Origin of the sequence: Streptomyces sp. NPDC102490 (genome assembly GCF_044765285.1) — a bacterium.
In the GTDB taxonomy this organism is placed as follows: Bacteria; Actinomycetota; Actinomycetes; order Streptomycetales; family Streptomycetaceae; genus Streptomyces.
Genome location: NZ_JBIWJU010000001.1, coordinates 249492 through 269765, shown reverse-complemented (window position 1 = coordinate 269765; position 20274 = coordinate 249492). Strand labels below are relative to the sequence as shown.

Below are 20274 nucleotides of genomic sequence, written 5' to 3'. Positions count from 1 at the left end.
CATAGGTTCTTGGTCACGGGAACAGCGGCCTTCCCGGAGGCCCTGAATCCGTGTTGTACTTGCATATCCGCGGACTGGTTCGTCCCAGTCCCCCGAGACGCCGAGAGGAGGCGAGCCCAGTGATCAGCATCAACAGCAGCTTCGTCGTCAGCTCCACCGCCAAAATGACCGATCGCTCGGCCGTCTCCCTGTGCATGCTCGGCGCTTCTCACTCGGGCACCGGTCTGTCCGGCATTCGTGCCGTGCGTCCGGCCGCCGCCGCTGCCCCCGCGGGCCTTCCCGTCCGTGAGCGCAATGAGCGACCGACCAAGGCACTGGAAGCAGCAGTAACGGCACAGGCGCAGGCCTATGCCTTTACCGCGACCGGTGCCGGATTCCGGAAGCAGACGACGCAGCACCACCTGATGTGGGCCTTCCGTGGGCCAGAACCCTGGAGTGATCCAGCCTGATCGCCGATCAGGCCGGCGCCTTCAGGGCCGCGGAACCCCACCCGGGATCCGCGGCCCTTCTGTTTGTCCCCGAACGGGGGCGACAGCACGAAGGAGCCTCGGGACAAGAAAAGAACCCGGTACCAAGCCGCCACCCGGTCAACCGGCCGGAACGAACAGACGAGGAAGACCACCCGTGCAACTCGAAGCGCACGCCCCGTCCGTACCGCCTTCCGACACGATCCCCAAGCCCTGTTCCACGGAGGACTCCACCTTGACCCCGCTCACCGCGCTCACCGCGCTCGACGACGCCATCGAGAACCTCGGCGTACCCGTCCCCTGCCGCTCCTACGACCCGGAGGTCTTCTTCGCCGAGTCGCCGGCGGACGTGGAGTACGCCAAGTCCCTCTGCCGCACCTGCCCGCTGATCGAGGCTTGCCTCGCCGGCGCCAAGGAGCGGCGTGAGCCCTGGGGCGTCTGGGGTGGAGAGCTGTTCGTCCAGGGTGTCGTCGTCGCCCGGAAGCGGCCCCGTGGCCGCCCGCGCAAGAACCCGGTTTCGGCATGAACATCACAGGAACGATCGACCGCCCCCTCACGTACGACCCCCAGAAGCAGGCCCCGATGAAGCCGTCCACCCACGACATCGCAGGCACCGCGCCTGAAGACTTCACCAGCAGTGGCGCGAAGGACTCGCGTCAGAACAGGACCCGTGAAATGCAACTCATCCCAGAAGCCCTGGCACGTGCGCATATGCACGACCGCCTGCACGAGGCCGAGCAGGAACGCCGGGCGCTGCGCCTGGCGACCGCTCGCCGGATGCAGCGCCGGGCGGAGCGCGCCTCGATGCGCGCCCGGCGTGCGCTGGCCATGGCAGTCATGCAGTAACCGACCCACCTGAAGCGGTGGTCTCCCGGTGGGAGACGAAGCTCCGCCCCCCGGGGGCCGGTCCGTGCGAACGGACCGGCCCCCGCGGCGTGTTCGGCCCCGGTGGATCAGGCCTCCGCGGCCTTCTCCTCCAGCTCGTACCCGTCCTCGCCCTCCTCGGCGACGTCCTCGTCCGCCTCTTCGGCCTCGTCCGCGGCGAGGAACCCGGCCAGCCAGTCCTCCAGCTCGTCGCGCAGCCGGACGGTGGCCCCCAGCTGGCACAGCACACCGATGGTGCTCAGGGTCACGCGGTGGATCAGCAGATACGCCGGCGGCAGGTTGAGCTGCTTGGCCAGCTGGTACGCGGGGGAGCGGGGATCACCGATGCGGGCGGCCTGGCTCCGCATCCAGCCGCGGGTGAAGGTGAACGCGTCGACCCTGGCCGGCTCGATGATCGGCAGGAGGTAGTCGAGAACGGCGTCGGGGTCCAGCTCTATCGACTCCTTGACGAAGCCCTCCGTGCGGAGCATCTCGTAGACGGCCTCCGCCTCGCCGTCCAGCGTCATGCGCAGGGCCTCGCCGATGGGCTCGGGCAGGCCGTCCGGGAGGCGGTCGACCGTGCCGAAGTCCAGGACGCCCAGGCGCCAGTCGTCCTCGCCCTCGGGCCCGCCGGGCAGCAGCCGGAAGTTGCCGGGGTGCGGGTCGGCGTGCAGGAGCCCGGTGCGCGCGGGACCGGAGAACAGGAAGTGGGCCAGCAACTGGCCGGCCCGGTCGCGCTGCTCCTGCGTGCCCTTCGAGATGATCTCCGACATCGGGATGCCGTCGATCCACTCGGTGACCAGCACCTGCTCGCACTGGTGGACGACGTCCGGCACCACGATGTCCGGGTCGTCGTCGAAGACCTCGGCGTGCGTCCGCTGGGCCTGTGCCTCCAGGTCGTAGTCCAGCTCCTCCGAGACCCGGTCCTTCAGCTCCGTGATCAACGGCTTGATGTCCATGCCGGGGACCAGCGGCCCGAGCAGCCGGGCGAAGCGGCTGAGCTGGTTCAGGTCGGACAGCAGGGCCTCGCCGGCGCCCGGGTACTGCACCTTGACCGCCACCTCCCGGCCGTCGTGCCACACCCCCCGGTGCACCTGGCCGATCGAGGCGGCCGCGGCGGGCTTGTCCTCGAACTCCAGGAACAGCTCCTGCCAGTCCTCACCGAGCCGCTCCGCCAGCACGGAGTGCACGGTGCGCGTCGGCATCGGCGGCGCCGCCTCCTGGAGCTTGGTCAGTGCGGCCCGGTAGGGGCCGGCGACCTCCTCGGGCAGCGCCGACTCGAAGACGGACAGGGCCTGCCCGAACTTCATCGCCCCGCCCTTGAGCTCGCCCAGCACCTTGAACAGCTGGTCCGCGGTGCGCTGCTGAAGCTGCTGGCCGACGATCTCCGCGGACTCGCCCACGATTCGCTTGCCCAGCCCCCAGGTGGCCCGCCCGGCGAAGCCGAGCGGAAGCGCGGCGAGCTTGGCGGTCCGGGTGACCGCCTTGCGCGGAAGATCAGACATGCGCCCTCCAAGTCCCAGCCGGCCGTGTCGGTTCCGCCTCCTGGCGTAGGTCCGCCGACGGCCCTTGCCCCGCCATTGTCGCGCGCCGCACCCCGTCCTCGGCGATGTGTTCCTGCTTACCTTTGCCGGCCGCTCCGCAGGGGCACCCGGGGTGCGGCCGGACCGGCCGCACCTGCCATCGCAGACCGGGCAGCGCGACCTCCCAACGGGCACCGGCGCTCGACGGCGTCCGGCCGTCCAGGAAGGCGAGCGCGTGAGCCGCCGCGAACCCGGCGACGGTCGTCGCGAGGGTGAGGTCGCAGGGCGGCACCCGGCGCTGCCGGCCGGAGCGCCACTGCGCCACGAGCCGCGGCCAGGCCGGGTCCCGGTCGGTGCGCTCGGCGTGCAGACATCCGGCACATCCCGTCTCGCCGGGCAGGACGAGGGGGCCGACGACGCCGGTCCCCTCCACGACACCGGCGTACAGGTGGGGCGTGCCGGAGGCCATCAGGGATTCCGCGGCGGCGGGGTCGGGTGCGTGCACGGCGACGTCGTCGCGCGGGGAGACGACCACCAGGGAGAAGCCCGGGGCGCTCTCCTCGGGCGGTGTCGTGGGGCCCCGGCGCGGCGGCCGGCCGGGGGCGGCCCGGCGGACCACGCGGCGGGCCGTCTCGTCCCGGCGGTCGCCGACGGACTCGGCGGGCAGGCCGCCCGGAGCGACGTCCCACGGCTCGACGCGTCCGCCGTCACGCACGTCGATCTCCCCGACGCCCGCGCCCGACAACAGCCCCGCCAGCACCGCGCCCACCCGTCCCGCACCCCGCACACCCACCCGCAGGGCCCGCCGGGCGGCCAGGTGCCTGATCGCGTCGCCCGGCTCCGAGGTGGTCAGGGACAGTGAGGCCAGGTCGGGGCGGAGCCGGTCGAGGACCTCCTTCTTCTCCCGCAGGGCGTCGGCGGCCGGCCCGCCGCCCCGGGAGTCGTCGAGGAGACCGGCCCGCGCCAGTCGCTCCACGACCCGGTCGACATGCCCGTCCGGCAGGTCCATACGCTGTCCCGCCTCCCGCAGGAGCGCGGGCCCACGGGTGCCGTTGAGCAGTTCGAGGAAGCTGCCCGTCGCCGTGTCCACCGGTGCCAGCGTCAGCGCGTGCGCCGGTGTCATCCCGAACTGCACGGTGTTCAGATCGCGCCAGCCGCGCCTGAGGGCGGGCTTCACCATCGGATGCATGTCAGGTCCCCCGTCTGTCCTGCGGTGTCGTGCCGTGTCGTGCCGTGTCCTGCGGTGTCTTGCCGTGTCTTCCCGCGTCTTCCTGCGTCGGCGGGATCCGGTCGCGGATCCGTCCGCGAGTGCCAGCATGCCCGGATGCGCTCGGAGGCGTCGAAAGTTGTCCACAGGCAGTGGGTATTCGTCGTACGAATCAGTCGCACGCCTCCCAGGACGAGTGGTGGATCGCCACCGATGCGCCACCGATGCGCCACCGATGCGTCCCGGAGCCGGGACTTCCCCGTGTGCAGCGGGTAACGTCGTGGCGTGTCCGCCGACCCACTGCACCGCGCCGGGGCACCCCCGCGCACACCGATGAGTCCGCCGCCGAACGGCCCGGGGACGAGCGCGATCGAGGTGCGCAGGAGCGCCCGGCGACGCCGGACGGTGTCCGCCTACCGCGAGGGCGACCGCACCGTCGTGCTGATCCCCGCCCGGATGTCCGAGGCCGAGGAGCAACGCTGGGTGAGCGTCATGCTGGACAAGCTGGCCGCCCAGGAGAGCAAGCGCGTCCTCGGCGACGCCGAGCTGGCCGCGCGCGCGGAGCGCCTGTCGGGGCAGTACTTCGCAGGCCGGGCCCGGCCCACCTCGGTCCGCTGGGTCACCAACCAGAACACCCGCTGGGGCTCGTGCACCCCGTCCGAGGGAAGCATCCGGCTGTCGCACCGCCTCCAGGGCATGCCCGAGTACGTCGTCGACTACGTCCTCCTGCACGAACTGGCGCACCTGCTGGTCCCCGGCCACGGACCCCGGTTCTGGCGCCTCCTCGAGGCCTACCCGCGCACCGAGCGCGCCAGGGGCTACCTGGAGGGTGTGGTCGCGGCGGACCGGCTGCCGCACGTACCCGGCGCCCGCGGCGAGTAGCGCGCGCGGCCCGGGCGGGTGCCCGCCACGGCCCCGCACGGGTTTCGTACCGGGTCTGTACCGACTTCCTCCGGTGTCGGTGTTTGCCGTTAGCCTGTCGCGACGCACTCGCATTCGGATGGGGGACGGTCGTAACGCATGGCCAGGGAATTCCAACGCGGCCACAAGGCCAGGATCAGTGACCTCACCGCGGGCACGGATCTGTACGTAGGCGTGCAGATCTCCGGCCCCGGGCTGAGCTTCGACATCAGCTGCTTCGGTCTCGACGCCGACGAGCGGTTGTCGGACGACCGGTACTTCGTGTTCTTCAACCAACCGAAGACCCCGGAGGAGTCCATCCAGCTCCTGGGTGCGCAGGCGGGCGACACGGAGTCCTTCCGGGTCACCCTGGACAGGATTCCGCCACGGATCCAGAAGCTGTCCTTCACCGCGACGATCGACGGCGCGGGACAGATGTCGCAGGTGGGCCCCGGGTACATCCGGATCGTCGCGGGCGGCGAGGAGGTGGCCCGGTACCCGTTCAGCGGCTCCGAGTTCTCCACCGAGCGCGCCGTGATGCTGGGCGACTTCTATCTGAAGGACGTGTGGCGGTTCGCCGCCGTCGGACAGGGCTTCGACGGCGGTCTCGACGCGCTGCTGAGGAACTTCGGCGGCGAGGTGGCCGAGGACGAGGCCCCCGCCCCGCAGCAGGCGCAGCAGCCGCAGGCCGGTGCCGCCCCGGGCTTCGCCCCGCCCGCCCAGGCCTCGGCGCCGCCCGCCTTCGGGGCGCCCGCCGGGTCCGCACCGGCCCCGGCTCTCGCGCCGCAGCCCGCCCCGCAGGGCTTCGCTCCGCCGCCCGCCGCCACGCCGCCACCGCCCCCCGCGCCCGGGCCGGACGTGCACGCCGCGCAGACCATCGTCGCGCCCATGAACACGCCGCCCGGCAGTGCCCCGGTGCCGCCCCCCGCCCCGGCGCCCGCGCCGTACGGCCAGCCGGGCCAGCCGGGTCAGCAGCCGCCGTACGGTCAGGTACCCGGCCAGAGCGCGCCGCCGCCCCCCGGCTACGGCCAGCCGCAGGCCCCCCAGGCCCCGGCCCCGCCGCCGGGCTACGGACAGCCGACCGCGCCTCCGGGATACGGGCAGCCGACCGCGCCTCCTGGCTACGGGCAGCCGACGCCCCCGCCCGGCTACGGCCAGCAGCCTCCCCAGGGCATGCCCCAGGGAGCTCCGCAGGGCGCCGGTGTGACCGCGGCGCTCCAGCAGTTCCGGGAGACCGCGCCCGGGCAGCGCTGGACGCAGCAGAACAAGAAACTGGTCCGCGTCGACCTCGGAGCGGAGGGTCAACCCGTGCTCGCCCGGCAGGGCAGCATGGTGCTCTACCAGGGCAAGGTCGACTTCAGCTACAAGGGCGCCGGATTCGCCGGCCGGGTCGTGGGCAACGCGACCGGTCAGGAGATGCAGCTGATGCGCTGCACCGGCAAGGGACAGGTCTTCCTCGCGGACAACTCCGCGATGCTCCACCCCATCGAGCTCCAGGGCGACGCTGTCTGCGTCTCCGCGGAGAACGTCCTGGCCTTCGACGAGAGCCTCCAGTACGAGGTCCGCCGCATCGAGGGGCACGGCATCCCGGGCGGCGCGCTGTTCACGATGCAGTTCCAGGGCACCGGCACGATCGTCGTCAAGACGCGCGGCGTGCCCGTGGTGCTGCCGGTCACGCCCACGACCTTCGCCGACTGCAACGCCGTGGTCGCCTGGTCCGCCGCCGCCCAGGTGGTCGTCTCCAGCCAGGTGCGCATGCGCCGCAACTCCTACGCGGGCGACACCGGCGAGAGCGTCAACCTGCAGTTCCGGGCCGCGCCCGGCAGCTTCGTCGTCGTCCAGCCGTACGAGATCTGAGGGAGAGCCCGACATGAACCAGCCGCTCGCGGGCTACGCTCCCGCACCCGCCGGCGCCCGCATGGAGAACCACGGCAACCACATGCTGAAGGTCGCCATGCAGACCGGAAACGACCTCCTCGCGCGCGTGGGCTCGATGGTCGCCTACGAGGGCTTCGTCCAGTACGAGCCGAACCCGCCGGCCGTCCGCCAGATCGCCAAGGACTGGATGACCGGCGAGGGCGCGCCCCTGATGAAGTGCTCCGGCGACGGACTGCTCTACCTCGCCGACTACGGCGCCAACGTCGTCGTCATCAACCTCAACGGCGACGGGATCTCCGTCAACGCCACCAACCTGCTCGCCTTCGACGCCCACCTGACGTGGGGCGTGGAGCGGGTCAAGGGCCTGGCGAAGTTCGCCGGGCAGGGCCTGTGGAACACCAAGATCTCCGGCCAGGGCTGGGTCGCGCTCACCTCCCGGGGCAAGCCGATCGTGGTCGACTGCGGCGGCGGCGAGGACGAGACCTACGTCGACCCGGACGCGCTCGTCGCCTGGTCCCCGAACCTCAAGGTGAAGGGCAAGCGCAGCTTCAAGGCGCAGTCGCTGATCGGCCGCGGCAGCGGCGAGGCCTTCCAGATGGCCTTCTCCGGTCAGGGCATCGTCGTCGTCCAGCCCAGCGAGGACAGCACCGACCGCCTCCGGGTCCGGGGCTGAGGGGGAGCCAGAACATCATGCAGAGCCCGATTTTCGCCTACAACGACCAGCAGACCCAGGAAGCCTGGAGCCTGCAGAACAAGCACATGCTCCGCGTCGCCCTGACGGGCCACGACGACGTGCTCGCCCGCAAGGGCACGATGGTCGCCTACCAGGGGCTCGTCGAGTTCGACGCCGAGTACCAGAGCAACAACCAGTCACGCGCGCGGGCGCACACCGGTGAGGGCCTGGACCTGATGCGCTGCCACGGGCAGGGCACGGTCTACTTCGCCAACCTCGCCCAGTGCGTCCACGTGGTCGACGTCGACCAGGACGGACTCACCGTCGACAGCAGCTACGTGCTCGCGATGGACTCGTCCCTGCACCACGAGGTCATCGCGGTGGACAGCCTCTACGGCATCTCCGGCTCGGGGAAGTACCAGCTCAACATCACCGGCCGGGGCAAGGTCGCCCTGATCACGTCGGGCTCCCCCCTGTTCCTGGAGGTGACGCCCGACAAGTACGTCAACTGCGACGCCGACGCGATCGTCGCCTGGTCCACCGGCCTGCGCGTGCAGATGCAGGCCCAGACGCACTCCTCCGGGGTGTGGCGGCGCCGCGGCAGCACCGGCGAGGGCTGGGAGCTGAGCTTCATGGGCAGCGGCTTCGCGCTCGTCCAGCCCAGCGAGCTGCTGCCGCCGCAGAACGCCCAGATCGGGCAGGGCGCCGCCGCGCAGTTCGGCATGGGGCAGCACGGGGCCCGCGGTCAGAACCAGGGCAACGTCTGGAGCTGAGCGCACTCACGGCCACCGTTCGGTAAGGGGTGATCGCCAGGGCGGTCACCCCTTACCGCTCACAGGCGGGCGCGGGTCGCCTCCAGCAGGCGGACGACCGACTCGTCGGCCACGTCCGCGACCTCGGCGTACGGGAACCAGCGCAGGTCGAGGGACTCGTCGCTGATCGCCTCCACGGCACCCTCGGGAGCCACGGCCGCGTACTGGACGTCCAGGTGCCAGGCGCAGGGCGTGGGGTGGCGGTCCAGCCGCACGGGGCCGCCGGACAGCAGGGTCAGTCCGGCGATGCCCGACTCCTCCGTGCCCTCGCGCAGGGCCGCCCGGGCCAGCGTCTCGTCGACCGGCTCGCAGTGACCTCCCATCTGCAGCCACATGCGCATCTTCTTGTGCAGGGTCAGCAGCACCCGCTCGCGCGAGGGGTCGATCACCAGGGCGCTCGCCGTGACGTGCCCGTCGGCGCATGCCTTCCACATCCCGTCGGGGTGCGCCGCGAGATGGTCCAGGTAGACCTGCCGCAACTCGTCCTGGCCCTCGTACGCCTTCAGGACCAGGACCGCGTCGTCGTGGAGGCTCACGCGCCGCCGTCGCCCTCGGTCTCGTCCCGGCTCTCGCCCTGGTCCTTCTTCTTCAGGTCGGGCTTGCCCGCCGCCTCGCCGAGCATCTTGTCCAGCTCGGAGAAGTCGAGCTGCTCGCGGTGCACGAAGCCGTCCGGGTCGTCCAGGTCGGTCGCCGTCGGCAGCATGTCCGGGTGGGCCCACAGACCGTCCCGGCCGTCGACACCGCGCGCGTCCGTCAGGGACGCCCACAGACGGGAGGCGTCGCGCAGCCGGCGCGGGCGCAGCTCCAGGCCGATCAGCGTCGCGAACGTCTGCTCCGCGGGACCGCCCGAGGCGCGCCGGCGGCGCAGCGTCTCGCGCAGCGCGTCGGCGGAGGACAGGCGCGGCTTGGCGGCGGTGTGCACCACCGCGTCGACCCAGCCCTCGACGAGCGCCAGGGCCGTCTCCAGACGGGCCAGGGCGGCCTTCTGCTCCGGGGTGTCCTCCGGCTGGAACATGCCCTGCTGGAGAGCCTCCTGCAACTGCTCGGGGTTCTGCGGGTCGAACTGGCCGACCACGTCCTCCAGCTTGGCCGTGTCGACCTTGATGCCGCGGGCGTAGCCCTCGACGGCGCCGAACAGGTGCGAGCGCAGCCACGGCACGTGCGCGAAGAGGCGCTGGTGGGCGGCCTCGCGCAGGGCCAGGTACAGCCGCACCTCGTCCTGCGGCACGCCGAGGTCCTTGCCGAACGACTCGATGTTCACCGGCAGCAGCGCGGCCTTGCCGGCCGGGCCGAGCGGCAGGCCCACGTCGGTCGAGCCGACGACCTCACCGGCGAGCACGCCGACGGCCTGCCCGATCTGCGTGCCGAACATGGCGCCGCCCATGGACCGCATCATGCCGATCAGCGGGCCGGCCATGGCCTGCATCTCCTCCGGCAGGACATCGCCCATGGCGTTGCCGACGCGCTCGGCGACCGGGTCGACCAGCTCGCGCCAGGCGGGCAGGGTCGCCTCGACCCACTCCGCGCGGCTCCAGGCGACGGCGGTGCCCGCGCCGGACGGCAGGGCCGTCGCGTCGTCCAGCCACAGGTCGGCCAGGCGCACGGCCTCCTGGACGGCATTGCGCTCGGCGGGACCGACGCTGGCGTCCTTGCGGCCGTCCGGCGTGCCCTGGGAGACCGTCTGGCGGGCGATCTGCTTGGCCATGTCCCAGTTCACCGGGCCGCCCTCGTAGGAGAGCATCTGGCCCAGCTGCTGGAACGCGGCGCCCAGGTCGTTGGGGTTCATGGAACCGAACATGGCCGCGAACGGGTTGTCCGCGCCGGGGCCGCCCAGGCCTCCGGCTCCGGACATCCCGAAACCGAACGGGTTGGCCGGTCCCTGACCACCGCCGCTCTGCTGGTCCTTCTTCTTGCCTTCGTCGCCGTCGTCCGGCTCCTCCGGCGGAAGGCCGAATCCGAATGGGGTGTCACTCACGGGGTTCCTCGGCTGGTAAGGCCGCCGGTTCTTTCCGGCGGCACGGCTGCCCGACTTCACCACCCAGCGTAGACACCCGAAGCCGATCGGGCCTCGGTGCTTCGCCGACTGACGGCCTGCGGCAGGATGGATGCCACCTGGTACGCACGCGTCGCTCGCGCTCGTACTGAAGACAACCTCTGGAGACGCCCGGTGAGTTCCCCAGATCCACAGGTTCGCGCAGCGCGAAACCAGTCAACCAGTTCCGCCCGCCCCGGCGCGCGCGGACCCGTCGTCGCGGTCACCGGAGCCGCGTCCGGGGTCGGGGCCCTGCTCACCGCGCGGCTCGCCGCGTCCGACGAGGTCGGACAGGTCGTGGCCATCGACGAACGGCGCGGGGAGTGCGAGGCGGCCGAGTGGCAGATCCTGGACGTACGGGACCCGGCCATCGCCGAGAAACTGCGGGGTGCGGACGTCGTGGTGCACCTGGCGCTCGACCTCGACCTGGAGACCGACGCGGCCGCCCGGACGGCTTACAACGTCCGGGGGACGCAGACCGTGCTGACCGCCGCGGCGGCGGCCGGCGTGCACCGGGTCGTGCTGTGCACCTCCGCGATGGTCTACGGCGCCCTCCCGGACAACGAGCTGCCGCTGTCCGAGGACGCCGAGCTGCGCGCCACGGCCGAGGCCACGGGCGTCGGGGACCTGCTGGAGATCGAGCGGCTCGCGCGGCGCGCGCCCCGGGCGCACCCCGGCCTGAACGTGACCGTGGTACGGCCCGCCGTGCTGGTCGGCGGCATGGACACCGCGCTGACCAGGTATTTCGAGTCGCCCCGGCTGCTGGTCGTGGCCGGCTCGCGGCCCGCCTGGCAGTTCTGCCACGTCGACGACCTGTGCAGCGCCCTGGAGTACGCCGTGCTGGAGAAGGCCGACGGTGAGCTGGCCGTCGGATGCGACGGCTGGCTGGAGCAGGAGGAGGTCGAGGAGCTGAGCGGCATCCGGCGCATGGAGCTGCCCTCCGCGGTCGCGCTCGGCGCGGCGGCCCGGCTGCACCGGATCGGACTGACGCCCTCCCCGGCGGGGGACCTGGCGTACACGATGTACCCCTGGGTGGTGAGCGGCAGCCGCCTGCACGATGCCGGATGGCGTCCCGAGCACACGAACGAGGAGGTCCTGGCGGAGCTGCTGGAGGAGGTCGCGGGGCGGCACACGGTGGCCGGCCGGCGCCTCGGGCGCAAGGACGCGACGGCGGCGGGGGCCGCGGGCGCGACCGTGGCGCTGCTGGGCGCGGCCGCGGTGGTGCGCCGCGCGCGCAAGGCCCGGCGCCGCATCTGAGCCGGACCCCGGCCGGCGGCCTCCGTAGGAGGCTCCAACGCGCCACGCGCGCGTAACGGGCGATCACGCTATTCCGCGCCGTCCGCGGCGTGGGGCACGATGGGCGTATGGCAACCACCAACGATCACCCCGGTGAGCGGGCCGCAGCGGACCCCGTCAAGCTGATCGGCATCCGCGAGACACCCCTGTCCGTGGACGAGGTCTTCCGCGCGGTCGGGGACGACGCGTCGGGCGGCACCGCGCTGTTCGTGGGGACCGTGCGCAACCACGACGGCGGCACCGACGTCGACCGGCTCGGGTACTCCTGCCACCCGAGCGCCGAGGCCGAGATGCGGCGGATCGCCGAGAAGGTCGTCGCGGAGTACCCCGTACGGGCGCTCGCGGCGCTGCACCGTGTGGGGGATCTGGAGGTCGGGGACCTCGCGGTGGTCGTCGCCGTGTCCTGCCCGCACCGGGGCGAGGCCTTCGACGCCTGCCGGAAGCTGATCGACGACCTGAAGCACGAGGTGCCGATCTGGAAGCACCAGACGTTCTCCGACGGCACCGACGAATGGGTGGGTGCCTAGCGCCTTCGGCCCGGTGGCGGACGCGGCGTTGCGCCCGTGGCTCGGGTTGCGTAACCCGCCCCCCGGCGTGAGCGTTGTCACTGCGAATGGTTAATCTGCTGATCAGTCAGTCGCGGACGCTCATGGGGTTGGGAGGTCGGCATGGCAGCGCTTGCCTGGTTGCTCATTCCGCTGGTGGCCGCTGTCGGTGCGGGCCTGTGGGGAAGTTGGGCCAACCGGACCCGCAAGGCGCGGAGCGACGGTCCCGAACTGGACGGGTACGCCCGGTTCCGCGAGGCCATGGAGAAGCCCCGCACGGGTGCCTGACCGGCGCCTCGACGGGCACCCGACGGCCACCCCGCCCTGACGGTGTTCCGACAGCCGCGTCCCGTACTGTCGTGCCATGCCACGCCGCACCGCGACGATGCTCGCCTCCACCCTGATGCTGATCGCGCTCCTGTGCGCGGGTGTGTTCATCCCCGTGCCGTACTCGGAGATGTCACCCGGGCCGACGGTGAACACCCTGGGGGACCACGACGGCGAGCCGGTGCTCCAGATCTCCGGCCACAAGACCTACGAGGCGAGCGGTCACCTGAACATGACCACCGTCCGGGTCACCAGCGCCGAGTACCGGATGAACCTCGTGGAGGCCGTCTACGGCTGGTTGGCGCACGACAACAGCGTGGTGCCGCACGACACCCTCTACCCGGACGGCAAGACCGAGGAAGAGGCCACCCAGGAGAACGCGGAGGAGTTCAGCCAGTCCCAGGAGACCGCGAAGGTGGCCGCCCTGAAGGCGCTGGACATCCCGGTGAAGTCCTGGGTGGTCGTCTCGGCCGTCGTCAAGGACTCCCCCGCGCAGGGCAGGCTGCACGCCGGTGACGTGATCAAGGCCGTGGACGGCACGACCGTCAAGAAGCCCACCGACGTCTCCGAGCTGGTGACCAAGCACGAGCCGGGCGAGGACACCGTCTTCACGATCGTGCCCGCCAAGGAGCAGGCCGCCGCGGAGAAGGAGGGCCGGACGGCGACGAAGACGCGGAAGGTCACGATCACCACGGAGACCTCCGACGACGCCGGCGAGAAGCGCGCCGTCGTCGGGATCAGCGCCGGGACCGACCACACGTTCCCGTTCGACATCGACATCAAGCTGGCCGACGTCGGCGGCCCGAGCGCCGGTCTGATGTTCGCCCTCGGCATCTACGACAAGCTGACCCCCGGCGACCTCACCGGCGGCAAGTTCGTCGCCGGCACCGGCACGATCGACGACAGCGGCAAGGTCGGCCCGATCGGTGGCATCGGCATGAAGACCATCGGCGCGCACGACAAGGGCGCCCAGTACTTCCTGACGCCCGCGGACAACTGCGCGGCGGCCGCCGAGGACACCCCCGACGGGCTCACCCTGGTGAAGGTCGACACCATCGACGACGCCCTCGGCGCGCTGAAGGACATCCGTTCCGGAAAGACCGCCGACCTGCCGAAGTGCACGGAGGGCTGACCCTTGCGGCCCAGCCGTCCGCCCCGGCGGCCGGTGTCCGGCGGGTCTACTCCTCGAAGGTCGCCGTCAGCGCCTCGGCCAGACCCGGCACCAGGTCACGCCCCGTGAGGACCTCCGTGGCGGTGTCCTTCTCCCGCAGCCGCAGGGCCGAGTCGCGGGCGCCGTCGCGCAGGACCGCGACCGTCATGCGGACCTCCTGACGGTCCGGGTGCTCCGCCACCCACTGCGCGAGCTTCTTCTCGTTGAGGCCCGCAGGCACCTGGGCCTCGGCCGAGGGCGGCAGCATCAGCCGCTCCACGGCGAGCGCGCAGCCGACCACGGAGTCGGGCCAGGCGATGGTGCCCAGGAACTCGTCGAGCGCCTGGTCCGTTGGAATCTCGTCCTGCTCGATCGGGGTCAGGCCGGAGGTCTCCGACTCGTCCCGCAGACCGAGCCGGTCCGCGAGGGAGGGCTGGTCGGCCCTCAGTCGTGCGGTGTCGACAAGTGCGAAGAGGCGTGCGGGCTGGTCCCAGCCGAGGCCGGAGACGTACTCGTCGATCTCGAGTACGGCCCGGGTGAGGGGGCTCGCTGCCATGGGGGTGTTGGACATGGTCACAATCCTGCCTCGTTCATGGCCCGAATCGGGAACCGAGTAAACGATGAGTAAGTTGCATAAGTGTGGGCCCGCGATCACCGGGGCGCACGGGGGGCCCGCGAACCCGAGGGCCTGACGGATCAACAGCGAACTTCGAGGTGCGCACCTTGGCTTTCCAGATGCCGGACCGCGGCGGAGGCCCCCCGTCGGGGCCGCGGATCAGAGTGGGCCGCCCGTCCCGGCGTGTCCGAACCCTGCTGCTGACACTTGGTGTCCTCGCCGTGCTCGCCATGGCGTTCACCATGTTCGCGGGATTCTGGACGGACTGGCTCTGGTACCGGTCTGTTCACTACTCGTCGGTGTTCACGACGACCCTGTGGACCAAGATCGGGCTCTTCTTCGTCTTCGGCCTGCTGATGGCGCTCGCCGTCGGGTTCAACATCTGGTTGGCCCACCGCCTGCGCCCGCCGCTGAGCGCCATGTCGATGGAGCAGCAGAACCTCGACCGGTACCGGATGGGCATCGCCCCGTACAAGAAGTGGCTGCTGCTCGGCATCACCGCCCTGGTCGGCCTGATCGCCGGCGCCTCGGCGTCCGGTCAGTGGCGCACCTGGCTGATGTGGGTCAACGGCGTGCCCTTCGGGCAGAAGGACCCGCAGTTCAAGCTGGACGTCGCCTTCTTCGCCTTCGACCTGCCCTGGTACCGGTTCCTGCTCGGCTTCGGCTTCGCAGCCGTGATCATTTCCGTGATCGCCGCCGCGCTGACCCACTACCTGTACGGCGGGCTCCGCGTCACCAGCCCCGGCGCGCGCGCCACGGCCGCCGCCACCGGGCACCTGTCGGTGCTCATCGGCGTCTTCGTCGCCCTCAAGGCCGTCGCCTACTGGCTCGACCGGTACGGCCTCGCGGTGAAGTCCAGCGACTTCAAGGCGACCGACAACTGGACGGGCCTGAGGTACGTCGACGCCAACGCCTACCTGCCGGCCAAGACGATCCTCTTCTGCATCGCGGTCATCTGCGCCCTGCTGTTCTTCGCCACCCTGTGGCGGCGCACCTGGCAGCTGCCCGTGATCGGCTTCGGCCTGATGGTGCTCTCCGCGATCCTCATCGGCGGCCTGTACCCGGCGCTGGTCCAGAAGTTCCAGGTCCAGCCGAACGAGCAGGCCAAGGAAGCGCCGTACGTCGAGAAGAACCTCGCGGCCACGCGCGACGCGTACGGCATCGAGGGCACCCAGGTCACCGAGTACCCGGGCAAGAGCGAGACCAAGGACAAGACCAAGCTCCGCGACGACGCGGATGCCGCGGCGTCCGTCCGGATCATGGACCCGAACATCATCTCGCCGACGTTCCAGCAGCTCCAGCAGATGCGTAACTACTACGCGTTCCCGACCAACCTGGACGTCGACCGGTACGCCAAGGACGGCAAGGACCAGGACACGGTCATCGGTCTGCGCGAGCTGAACCTGGCGGGCATCCCGAAGAAGAACTGGATCAACAACCACTTCCGCTACACCCACGGCTACGGCGTGGTCGCGGCGAAGGGCACCCAGGTCGACTCCGAGGGACGCCCGGTCTTCACCGAGTCCGACCTGCCGTCCGAGGGCGACCTCGGGACCTACGAGCAGCGGGTCTACTACGGCGAGAAGACCACCACCTACTCGATCGTCGGCGGTCCCCAGAAGGAGATCGACTACTCCGACGACACCGGGGAGAAGACGTTCAGCTACAAGGGCGACGGCGGGGTCGACCTGTCCAGCCCGATCAACCGGGCGGCGTACGCGGCGGCGTTCAGCGAGCCGCAGATCCTCTACTCCGGTGCCATCGGCGAGGGTTCGCGGATCCTCTACAACCGCACCCCCAAGGAGCGCGTCGAGGCGGTCGCGCCCTGGCTGACCATCGACGGCGACGCCTATCCGGCGGTGGTGGACGGCCGTATCCAGTGGATCGTCGACGCGTACACGACGACGAACGGCTATCCGTACGCCTCCCGTACGACGCTCGGCGACACCACCGCGGACTCGCTGACCGCCAACAACAACTCGCGCGCGGTGGTGGCCCAGCAGAACCAGGTCAACTACATCCGCAACTCCGTGAAGGCGACCGTCGACGCGTACAGCGGTGACGTGAAGCTCTACCAGTGGGACACCCAGGACCCGATCCTGAAGACCTGGATGAAGGCGTTCCCGGACACGGTGCAGGACAAGGGCGAGATCTCCAAGGAGCTGATGGCGCACCTGCGCTATCCGCAGGACCTGTTCAAGGTCCAGCGCGAGCTGCTCACGCGCTACCACGTGAAGGACGCCAACACGTTCCTCAGCGGCAGCGAGGTGTGGCAGGTGCCGGACGACCCGACCAACAAGTCGGGCGACGCGGTGCCGCCGTACTACCTGAGCATGAAGATGCCGGACCAGAAGGCGCAGGCCTTCTCGCTGACGACGACGTTCACACCCAACGGGCGTGACAACCTCAGCGCGTTCATGGCGGTCGACGCCGAGGCGGGCACCAGTGACTACGGCAAGATCAGAATCCTGAAATTGCCCACGAGCACGACCGTCGACGGACCCAAACAGGTGCAGAGCCAGTTCAACTCCGAACAGGACATCGCCGAGTCGATCAGGCTGCTGAGAGGCGGCGACTCGGAGGTGGAGTACGGCAACCTGCTGACGGTGCCGCTCGACGGCGGACTCCTGTACGTCGAGCCCGTGTACGTGCGCGGTGGCGACCTCAAGTACCCGCTGCTGCGCAAGGTGTTGGTGAGTTACGGCGGCAACACCGCCTTCGAGAACACGCTCGACGCGGCCCTGAACAAGGTCTTCGGAGCCCAGGCCGCCGAGAACGAGCAGCCACCGGACGAGGGCGACGACACCACCGAACCGCCACCGACGTCCAGCAACCCCACGGTCCGGGAAGCGCTGAGCGATGCGCAGAAGGCCTTCGACGCCGGGCAGAAGGCCCTGGAGCAGAAGGACCTGGCCGCGTACGCCGAGGCACAGAAGGACCTCGAGGAGGCGCTCCAGCGGGCCGAGGACGCACAGGCCAAGGCCGACCAGAACGCCGGTGGCAAGAACGGCGACGACAAGAACACCGGCGACAAGAACAGTGGGGACAAGGCCGGAGGCGACAAGGCGAGTCCGGACGCGACGCCGACCGGTGATGCCGGGGCAGGCTCGGACACCGGCTGACCGCCGGCCCCGCGCCGGGCGTCCGCGTCGGGCGTTCGAGCTGGTCAAGGCCCATCCCGCGCCGTGCTAGGGTTGTGAACACAACGGCGCGGGGTGGAGCAGCTCGGTAGCTCGCTGGGCTCATAACCCAGAGGTCGCAGGTTCAAATCCTGTCCCCGCTACTGAAGTCGTGAGCTACGTGCGAGCGACCACGAAGGCCCGGATTCCTCAAAGGAATCCGGGCCTTCGTGATGTGCGAACGCATGTCCCGAAGGACACGACGGCCGTGCCGCCAAGGGGAGTTGGGCACTTCTGTGTTTGACTTGTCTCCCTGTGGGCATGTCGACAAAACGCTGAAGTGACCTCACTGACTGCGGTATACCGGATGTACCGAGGTTGCGGGTGGTGCGACGATGGACGTTATGGGGGACATGGCAAATCTGTTCGGGACAGGGCGTTTTGCGCAGCCGTCCGGTCAGCAGTCGGGTCAGGAGGACGCCGCGGACGAGGCTCAGGAAGCCGCCGACGAGGCCGCCGAGGAAGTGCGGCTGCGACTCGCCGTCGACGGAGGTGACGTCGAGGCGATGAGCGTGCTCGGCGCGATGCTGCTGCGCCGCGGCGACTTCGACGGGGCCGAGCCCCACCTGCGTGCCGCCACCGCGGCCGGCGACCGGGCCGCCGCCAACAACCTGGGCGTCCTGCTGCACCAGCGCGGATACGCCGACGAGGCCGCCGGATGGTGGCGTATCGCCGCCGTCGCCGGATCGGCCGCCGCCGCGCACGCGCTGGGCCGGCACTTCCGCGAGCGCGGGGACGAGCCCGCCGCCGAGTACTGGCTGTGCCAGTCCGCGGAACAGGGCCACGTACTGGCCGCCTACGCGCTCGCCGACCTGCTGGAGCACCGCGGCGACGACACCGGGTCCGAGCGGTGGATGCGGGCCGCGGCCGAGCGCGGGCACCGGGAGGCGGCGTATCGGCTGGCCCGGACGCTGGACCGGCGGGCCGGGCGGGACGGCGACGACGAGACCGCCGCGCTCGCCGACGAGGCCGAGCAGTGGTACCGGCAGGCCGCCGCGCGCGGTCACCGGCGGGGCGCGCTGCACCTCGGGACGATCCTGGAGCGGCGCGGCGAGCTCAAGGAGGCCGGCCGCTGGTACCTCACGTCCGCCAAGGACGGCGAGGCCCGCGCCGCCTGCGCGCTCGGCTTCCTGCTGCGGGACGCCGGGGACACCGAGAGCGCCGCCGTGTGGTGGCTGCGCGCCGCCCAGGACGGCGACGGCAACGCCGCCAACGCCCTGGGCGCGCTGCACGCCGAGCGCGGCGAGACGCAGACCGCGGAGCGCTGGTACCGGGCCGCGATGGACGCCGGTGACGACAACGGGGCGTACAACCTCGGGCTGCTCTGCGCCGAGCAGGGGCGCACCGCGCAGGCCGAGCAGTGGTACCGGCGGGCGGCGTATGCCGGGCACCGGGAGGCCTCCAACGCGCTGGCGATTCTGCTGCTGCGGGCCGGGGACGAGAGCGGCGCCGAGCCGTGGTTCTCCAAGGCCGCCGAGGCGGGCAGCGTCGACGCCGCCTTCAACCTCGGGATCCTGCATGCCGGGCGGGGCGAGGAGCGGGCGGCGCTGCGCTGGTACGAGCGGGCCGCGGCGGCCGGGCACACGGAGGCGGCGCTCCAGGTCGGCATGGCACGGCTGCGCGACGGGGACGAGCGCGAGGCGGAGCGGTTCCTGCGCTGTGCGGCGGGGGGCGGCAGCGCGGAGGCCGCGTACCGGCTGGCGACGGTGCTGGACGCGCGCCGGCCGCCCGCGCCCGCGCACGAGCTGGGCGAGCCGGCGCAGGACAAGTCCGAGTGCGAGGAGTGGTACGAGCGGGCGGCCTCCCAGGGGCACCGGCGGGCCCAGGTGCGGGTGGGGATGCTCGCCGCGGCGCGCGGGGACGTGGTGGAGTCGGCGCGGTGGTACCGCGAGGCGGCCGAGGCCGGGTCGCGCAACGGCGCGTTCAACCTGGGGCTGCTGCTGGCGCGCGAGGGCAGCGAGCCGGAGGCCGTGGTGTGGTGGCGGCGGGCGGCCGACGCCGGTCACGGGCGGGCGGCGCTGCGGCTGGCGCTGGTGTTCGCGCGGCGGGGCGAGCTGGCGGAGGGGCAGCGGTGGGCGGACCTGGCGGTGTCGCTGGGGCCGGCGGAGGTGGGGGAGCGGGCGGCGCGGTTGCGGGACGCGTTGCGGCAGGAGCTGTCGGCGTGACGCCGCGCTGAGCTTCGGTGCCTTGTGAAGGGTGCCCGGGCCATGCACCGAGGGCCGGGATCCTTTCGGATTCCGGCCCTCGGTCTTCAGTAGCGGGGACAGGATTTGAACCTGCGACCTCTGGGTTATGAGCCCAGCGAGCTACCGAGCTGCTCCACCCCGCGTCGATGAAGGGAACACTACGTCAATACGAAGACGAGAAGCAAATCCCGCTCCGCTCACGCCGCCGCGCAGTTCGGGCAGGTGCCGCGGTACGTCACCTCGACGTCCGACACCGTGAAGCCGAAGCGCTCCGAGTCGGGGAGGTCGGCCAGCGGGTTGCCGGTCGGGTGGACGTCGCGGATCGCCCCGCACTGGGCGCAGACCAGGTGGTGGTGCGGCCGGTGCGCGTTCGGGTCGTAGCGCTTGGCGCGCTTGTCCGTCGCCACCTCCAGCACCTCGCCGAGCGAGACCAGCTCGCCCAGGGTGTTGTAGACGGTCGCCCGGGAGATCTCGGGGAGCCTGTCCACGGCCCGGGAATGCACCTCGTCGGCCGTCAGGTGGACGTGTTCGCCGTCGAGGACCTCGGCCACCACCCGACGCTGCGCGGTCATGCGCCAACCGCGCCCGCGCAGCCGTTCCAGAAGGTCACTCATACCCA

General features: G+C 71.3%; 19 protein-coding genes and 2 tRNA genes. 14 read left to right on the top strand and 7 right to left on the bottom strand.

Translation table 11 applies throughout. The annotated features are described in order from the left end of the window. Positions 1–119: 119 nt before the first annotated feature. The 3 genes from ACIRGB_RS01250 to ACIRGB_RS01240 all read left to right on the top strand — a co-directional run bounded on the left by ACIRGB_RS01250 (position 120) and on the right by ACIRGB_RS01240 (position 1313). A complete protein-coding gene (locus tag ACIRGB_RS01250; RefSeq protein ID WP_403857316.1) occupies positions 120–449 on the top strand; it encodes a hypothetical protein in 330 nt (109 codons plus the stop codon). A gap of 175 nt (positions 450–624) precedes the next feature. Continuing rightward, complete coding sequence (locus tag ACIRGB_RS01245; protein WP_003973786.1) at positions 625–993, top strand: WhiB family transcriptional regulator; 369 nt, start codon at positions 625–627, stop codon at positions 991–993. Continuing rightward, on the top strand, positions 990–1313 hold the full coding sequence (locus tag ACIRGB_RS01240; protein WP_403857313.1) for a hypothetical protein: 324 nt from the start codon (positions 990–992) through the stop codon (positions 1311–1313). Before ACIRGB_RS01245 ends, ACIRGB_RS01240 begins: the two co-directional genes overlap by 4 nt. A gap of 107 nt (positions 1314–1420) precedes the next feature. Here the strand turns inward: ACIRGB_RS01240 and ACIRGB_RS01235 are convergent, their stop codons facing one another. Both ACIRGB_RS01235 and ACIRGB_RS01230 read right to left on the bottom strand, forming a co-directional pair. Next, positions 1421–2836, bottom strand: coding sequence for an ABC1 kinase family protein (locus ACIRGB_RS01235; protein WP_403857310.1), 1416 nt, complete (start codon positions 2834–2836; stop codon positions 1421–1423). Beyond that, on the bottom strand, positions 2829–4043 hold the full coding sequence (locus tag ACIRGB_RS01230) for a TOMM precursor leader peptide-binding protein (protein WP_403857307.1): 1215 nt from the start codon (positions 4041–4043) through the stop codon (positions 2829–2831). Before ACIRGB_RS01230 ends, ACIRGB_RS01235 begins: the two co-directional genes overlap by 8 nt. Before the next feature lie 303 nt (positions 4044–4346). Between ACIRGB_RS01230 and ACIRGB_RS01225 the strand changes: the two genes are divergently transcribed. From ACIRGB_RS01225 to ACIRGB_RS01210, 4 genes are all read left to right on the top strand, one after another. Next, entirely contained in the window at positions 4347–4943 is a 597-nt protein-coding gene (locus ACIRGB_RS01225; RefSeq protein WP_403857304.1) for a M48 family metallopeptidase, read from the top strand. Between the two features lie 138 nt (positions 4944–5081). Continuing rightward, entirely contained in the window at positions 5082–6818 is a 1737-nt protein-coding gene (locus tag ACIRGB_RS01220) for a TerD family protein (protein ID WP_403857301.1), read from the top strand. A gap of 13 nt (positions 6819–6831) precedes the next feature. Beyond that, positions 6832–7512 carry an AIM24 family protein gene (locus ACIRGB_RS01215; RefSeq protein ID WP_403857299.1) on the top strand — a complete coding sequence of 227 codons (681 nt, stop codon included), beginning with the start codon at positions 6832–6834 and terminating at the stop codon, positions 7510–7512. Positions 7513–7529: 17 nt separating this feature from the next. After that, positions 7530–8285, top strand: a complete 756-nt coding sequence (locus ACIRGB_RS01210) for an AIM24 family protein (RefSeq protein ID WP_403857296.1) — start codon at positions 7530–7532, stop codon at positions 8283–8285. A 59-nt stretch (positions 8286–8344) separates the two neighbouring features. On the opposite strand, the gene ACIRGB_RS01205 is transcribed toward ACIRGB_RS01210, so the two are convergent. After that, entirely contained in the window at positions 8345–8860 is a 516-nt protein-coding gene (locus ACIRGB_RS01205) for an NUDIX hydrolase (RefSeq protein ID WP_403857293.1), read from the bottom strand. Then, a complete protein-coding gene (locus ACIRGB_RS01200; RefSeq protein ID WP_403857290.1) occupies positions 8857–10299 on the bottom strand; it encodes a zinc-dependent metalloprotease in 1443 nt (480 codons plus the stop codon). Before ACIRGB_RS01200 ends, ACIRGB_RS01205 begins: the two co-directional genes overlap by 4 nt. A 192-nt stretch (positions 10300–10491) precedes the next feature. Here ACIRGB_RS01200 and ACIRGB_RS01195 point away from each other — a divergent pair, with 192 nt between their 5' ends. The 4 genes from ACIRGB_RS01195 (at position 10492) to ACIRGB_RS01180 (ending at position 13656) form a co-directional block, all read left to right on the top strand. After that, complete coding sequence (locus ACIRGB_RS01195) at positions 10492–11613, top strand: SDR family oxidoreductase (protein ID WP_403857287.1); 1122 nt, start codon at positions 10492–10494, stop codon at positions 11611–11613. A 107-nt stretch (positions 11614–11720) separates the two neighbouring features. Beyond that, positions 11721–12179, top strand: coding sequence for a molybdenum cofactor biosynthesis protein MoaE (locus tag ACIRGB_RS01190; RefSeq protein ID WP_403857284.1), 459 nt, complete (start codon positions 11721–11723; stop codon positions 12177–12179). 141 nt (positions 12180–12320) lie between these two features. Then, positions 12321–12485 (top strand): hypothetical protein, encoded by a 165-nt coding sequence (locus tag ACIRGB_RS01185; protein WP_007444545.1) that lies wholly within the window; start codon positions 12321–12323, stop codon positions 12483–12485. A 76-nt stretch (positions 12486–12561) separates the two neighbouring features. Beyond that, positions 12562–13656: a PDZ domain-containing protein gene (locus ACIRGB_RS01180; protein ID WP_403857281.1), complete on the top strand. Its 1095-nt coding sequence runs from the start codon at positions 12562–12564 to the stop codon at positions 13654–13656. Positions 13657–13702: 46 nt separating this feature from the next. Here ACIRGB_RS01180 and ACIRGB_RS01175 read toward each other — a convergent pair whose 3' ends face one another. Then, positions 13703–14245 carry a PPA1309 family protein gene (locus ACIRGB_RS01175; protein ID WP_403857278.1) on the bottom strand — a complete coding sequence of 181 codons (543 nt, stop codon included), beginning with the start codon at positions 14243–14245 and terminating at the stop codon, positions 13703–13705. Between the two features lie 164 nt (positions 14246–14409). On the opposite strand from ACIRGB_RS01175, the gene ACIRGB_RS01170 reads away from it, so the two are divergent. The 3 genes from ACIRGB_RS01170 (at position 14410) to ACIRGB_RS01160 (ending at position 19634) form a co-directional block, all read left to right on the top strand. Continuing rightward, positions 14410–17412 (top strand): UPF0182 family protein, encoded by a 3003-nt coding sequence (locus ACIRGB_RS01170; RefSeq protein ID WP_403858170.1) that lies wholly within the window; start codon positions 14410–14412, stop codon positions 17410–17412. 87 nt (positions 17413–17499) lie between these two features. Beyond that, positions 17500–17573, top strand: a tRNA-Met gene (locus ACIRGB_RS01165). A gap of 231 nt (positions 17574–17804) precedes the next feature. After that, complete coding sequence (locus ACIRGB_RS01160) at positions 17805–19634, top strand: tetratricopeptide repeat protein (protein WP_403857275.1); 1830 nt, start codon at positions 17805–17807, stop codon at positions 19632–19634. Positions 19635–19724: 90 nt separating this feature from the next. On the opposite strand, the gene ACIRGB_RS01155 is transcribed toward ACIRGB_RS01160, so the two are convergent. Next, a tRNA-Met gene (locus ACIRGB_RS01155) sits at positions 19725–19798 on the bottom strand. A gap of 54 nt (positions 19799–19852) precedes the next feature. After that, positions 19853–20269 (bottom strand): Fur family transcriptional regulator, encoded by a 417-nt coding sequence (locus ACIRGB_RS01150; RefSeq protein WP_052840785.1) that lies wholly within the window; start codon positions 20267–20269, stop codon positions 19853–19855. Between the last annotated feature and the right edge of the window lie 5 nt (positions 20270–20274).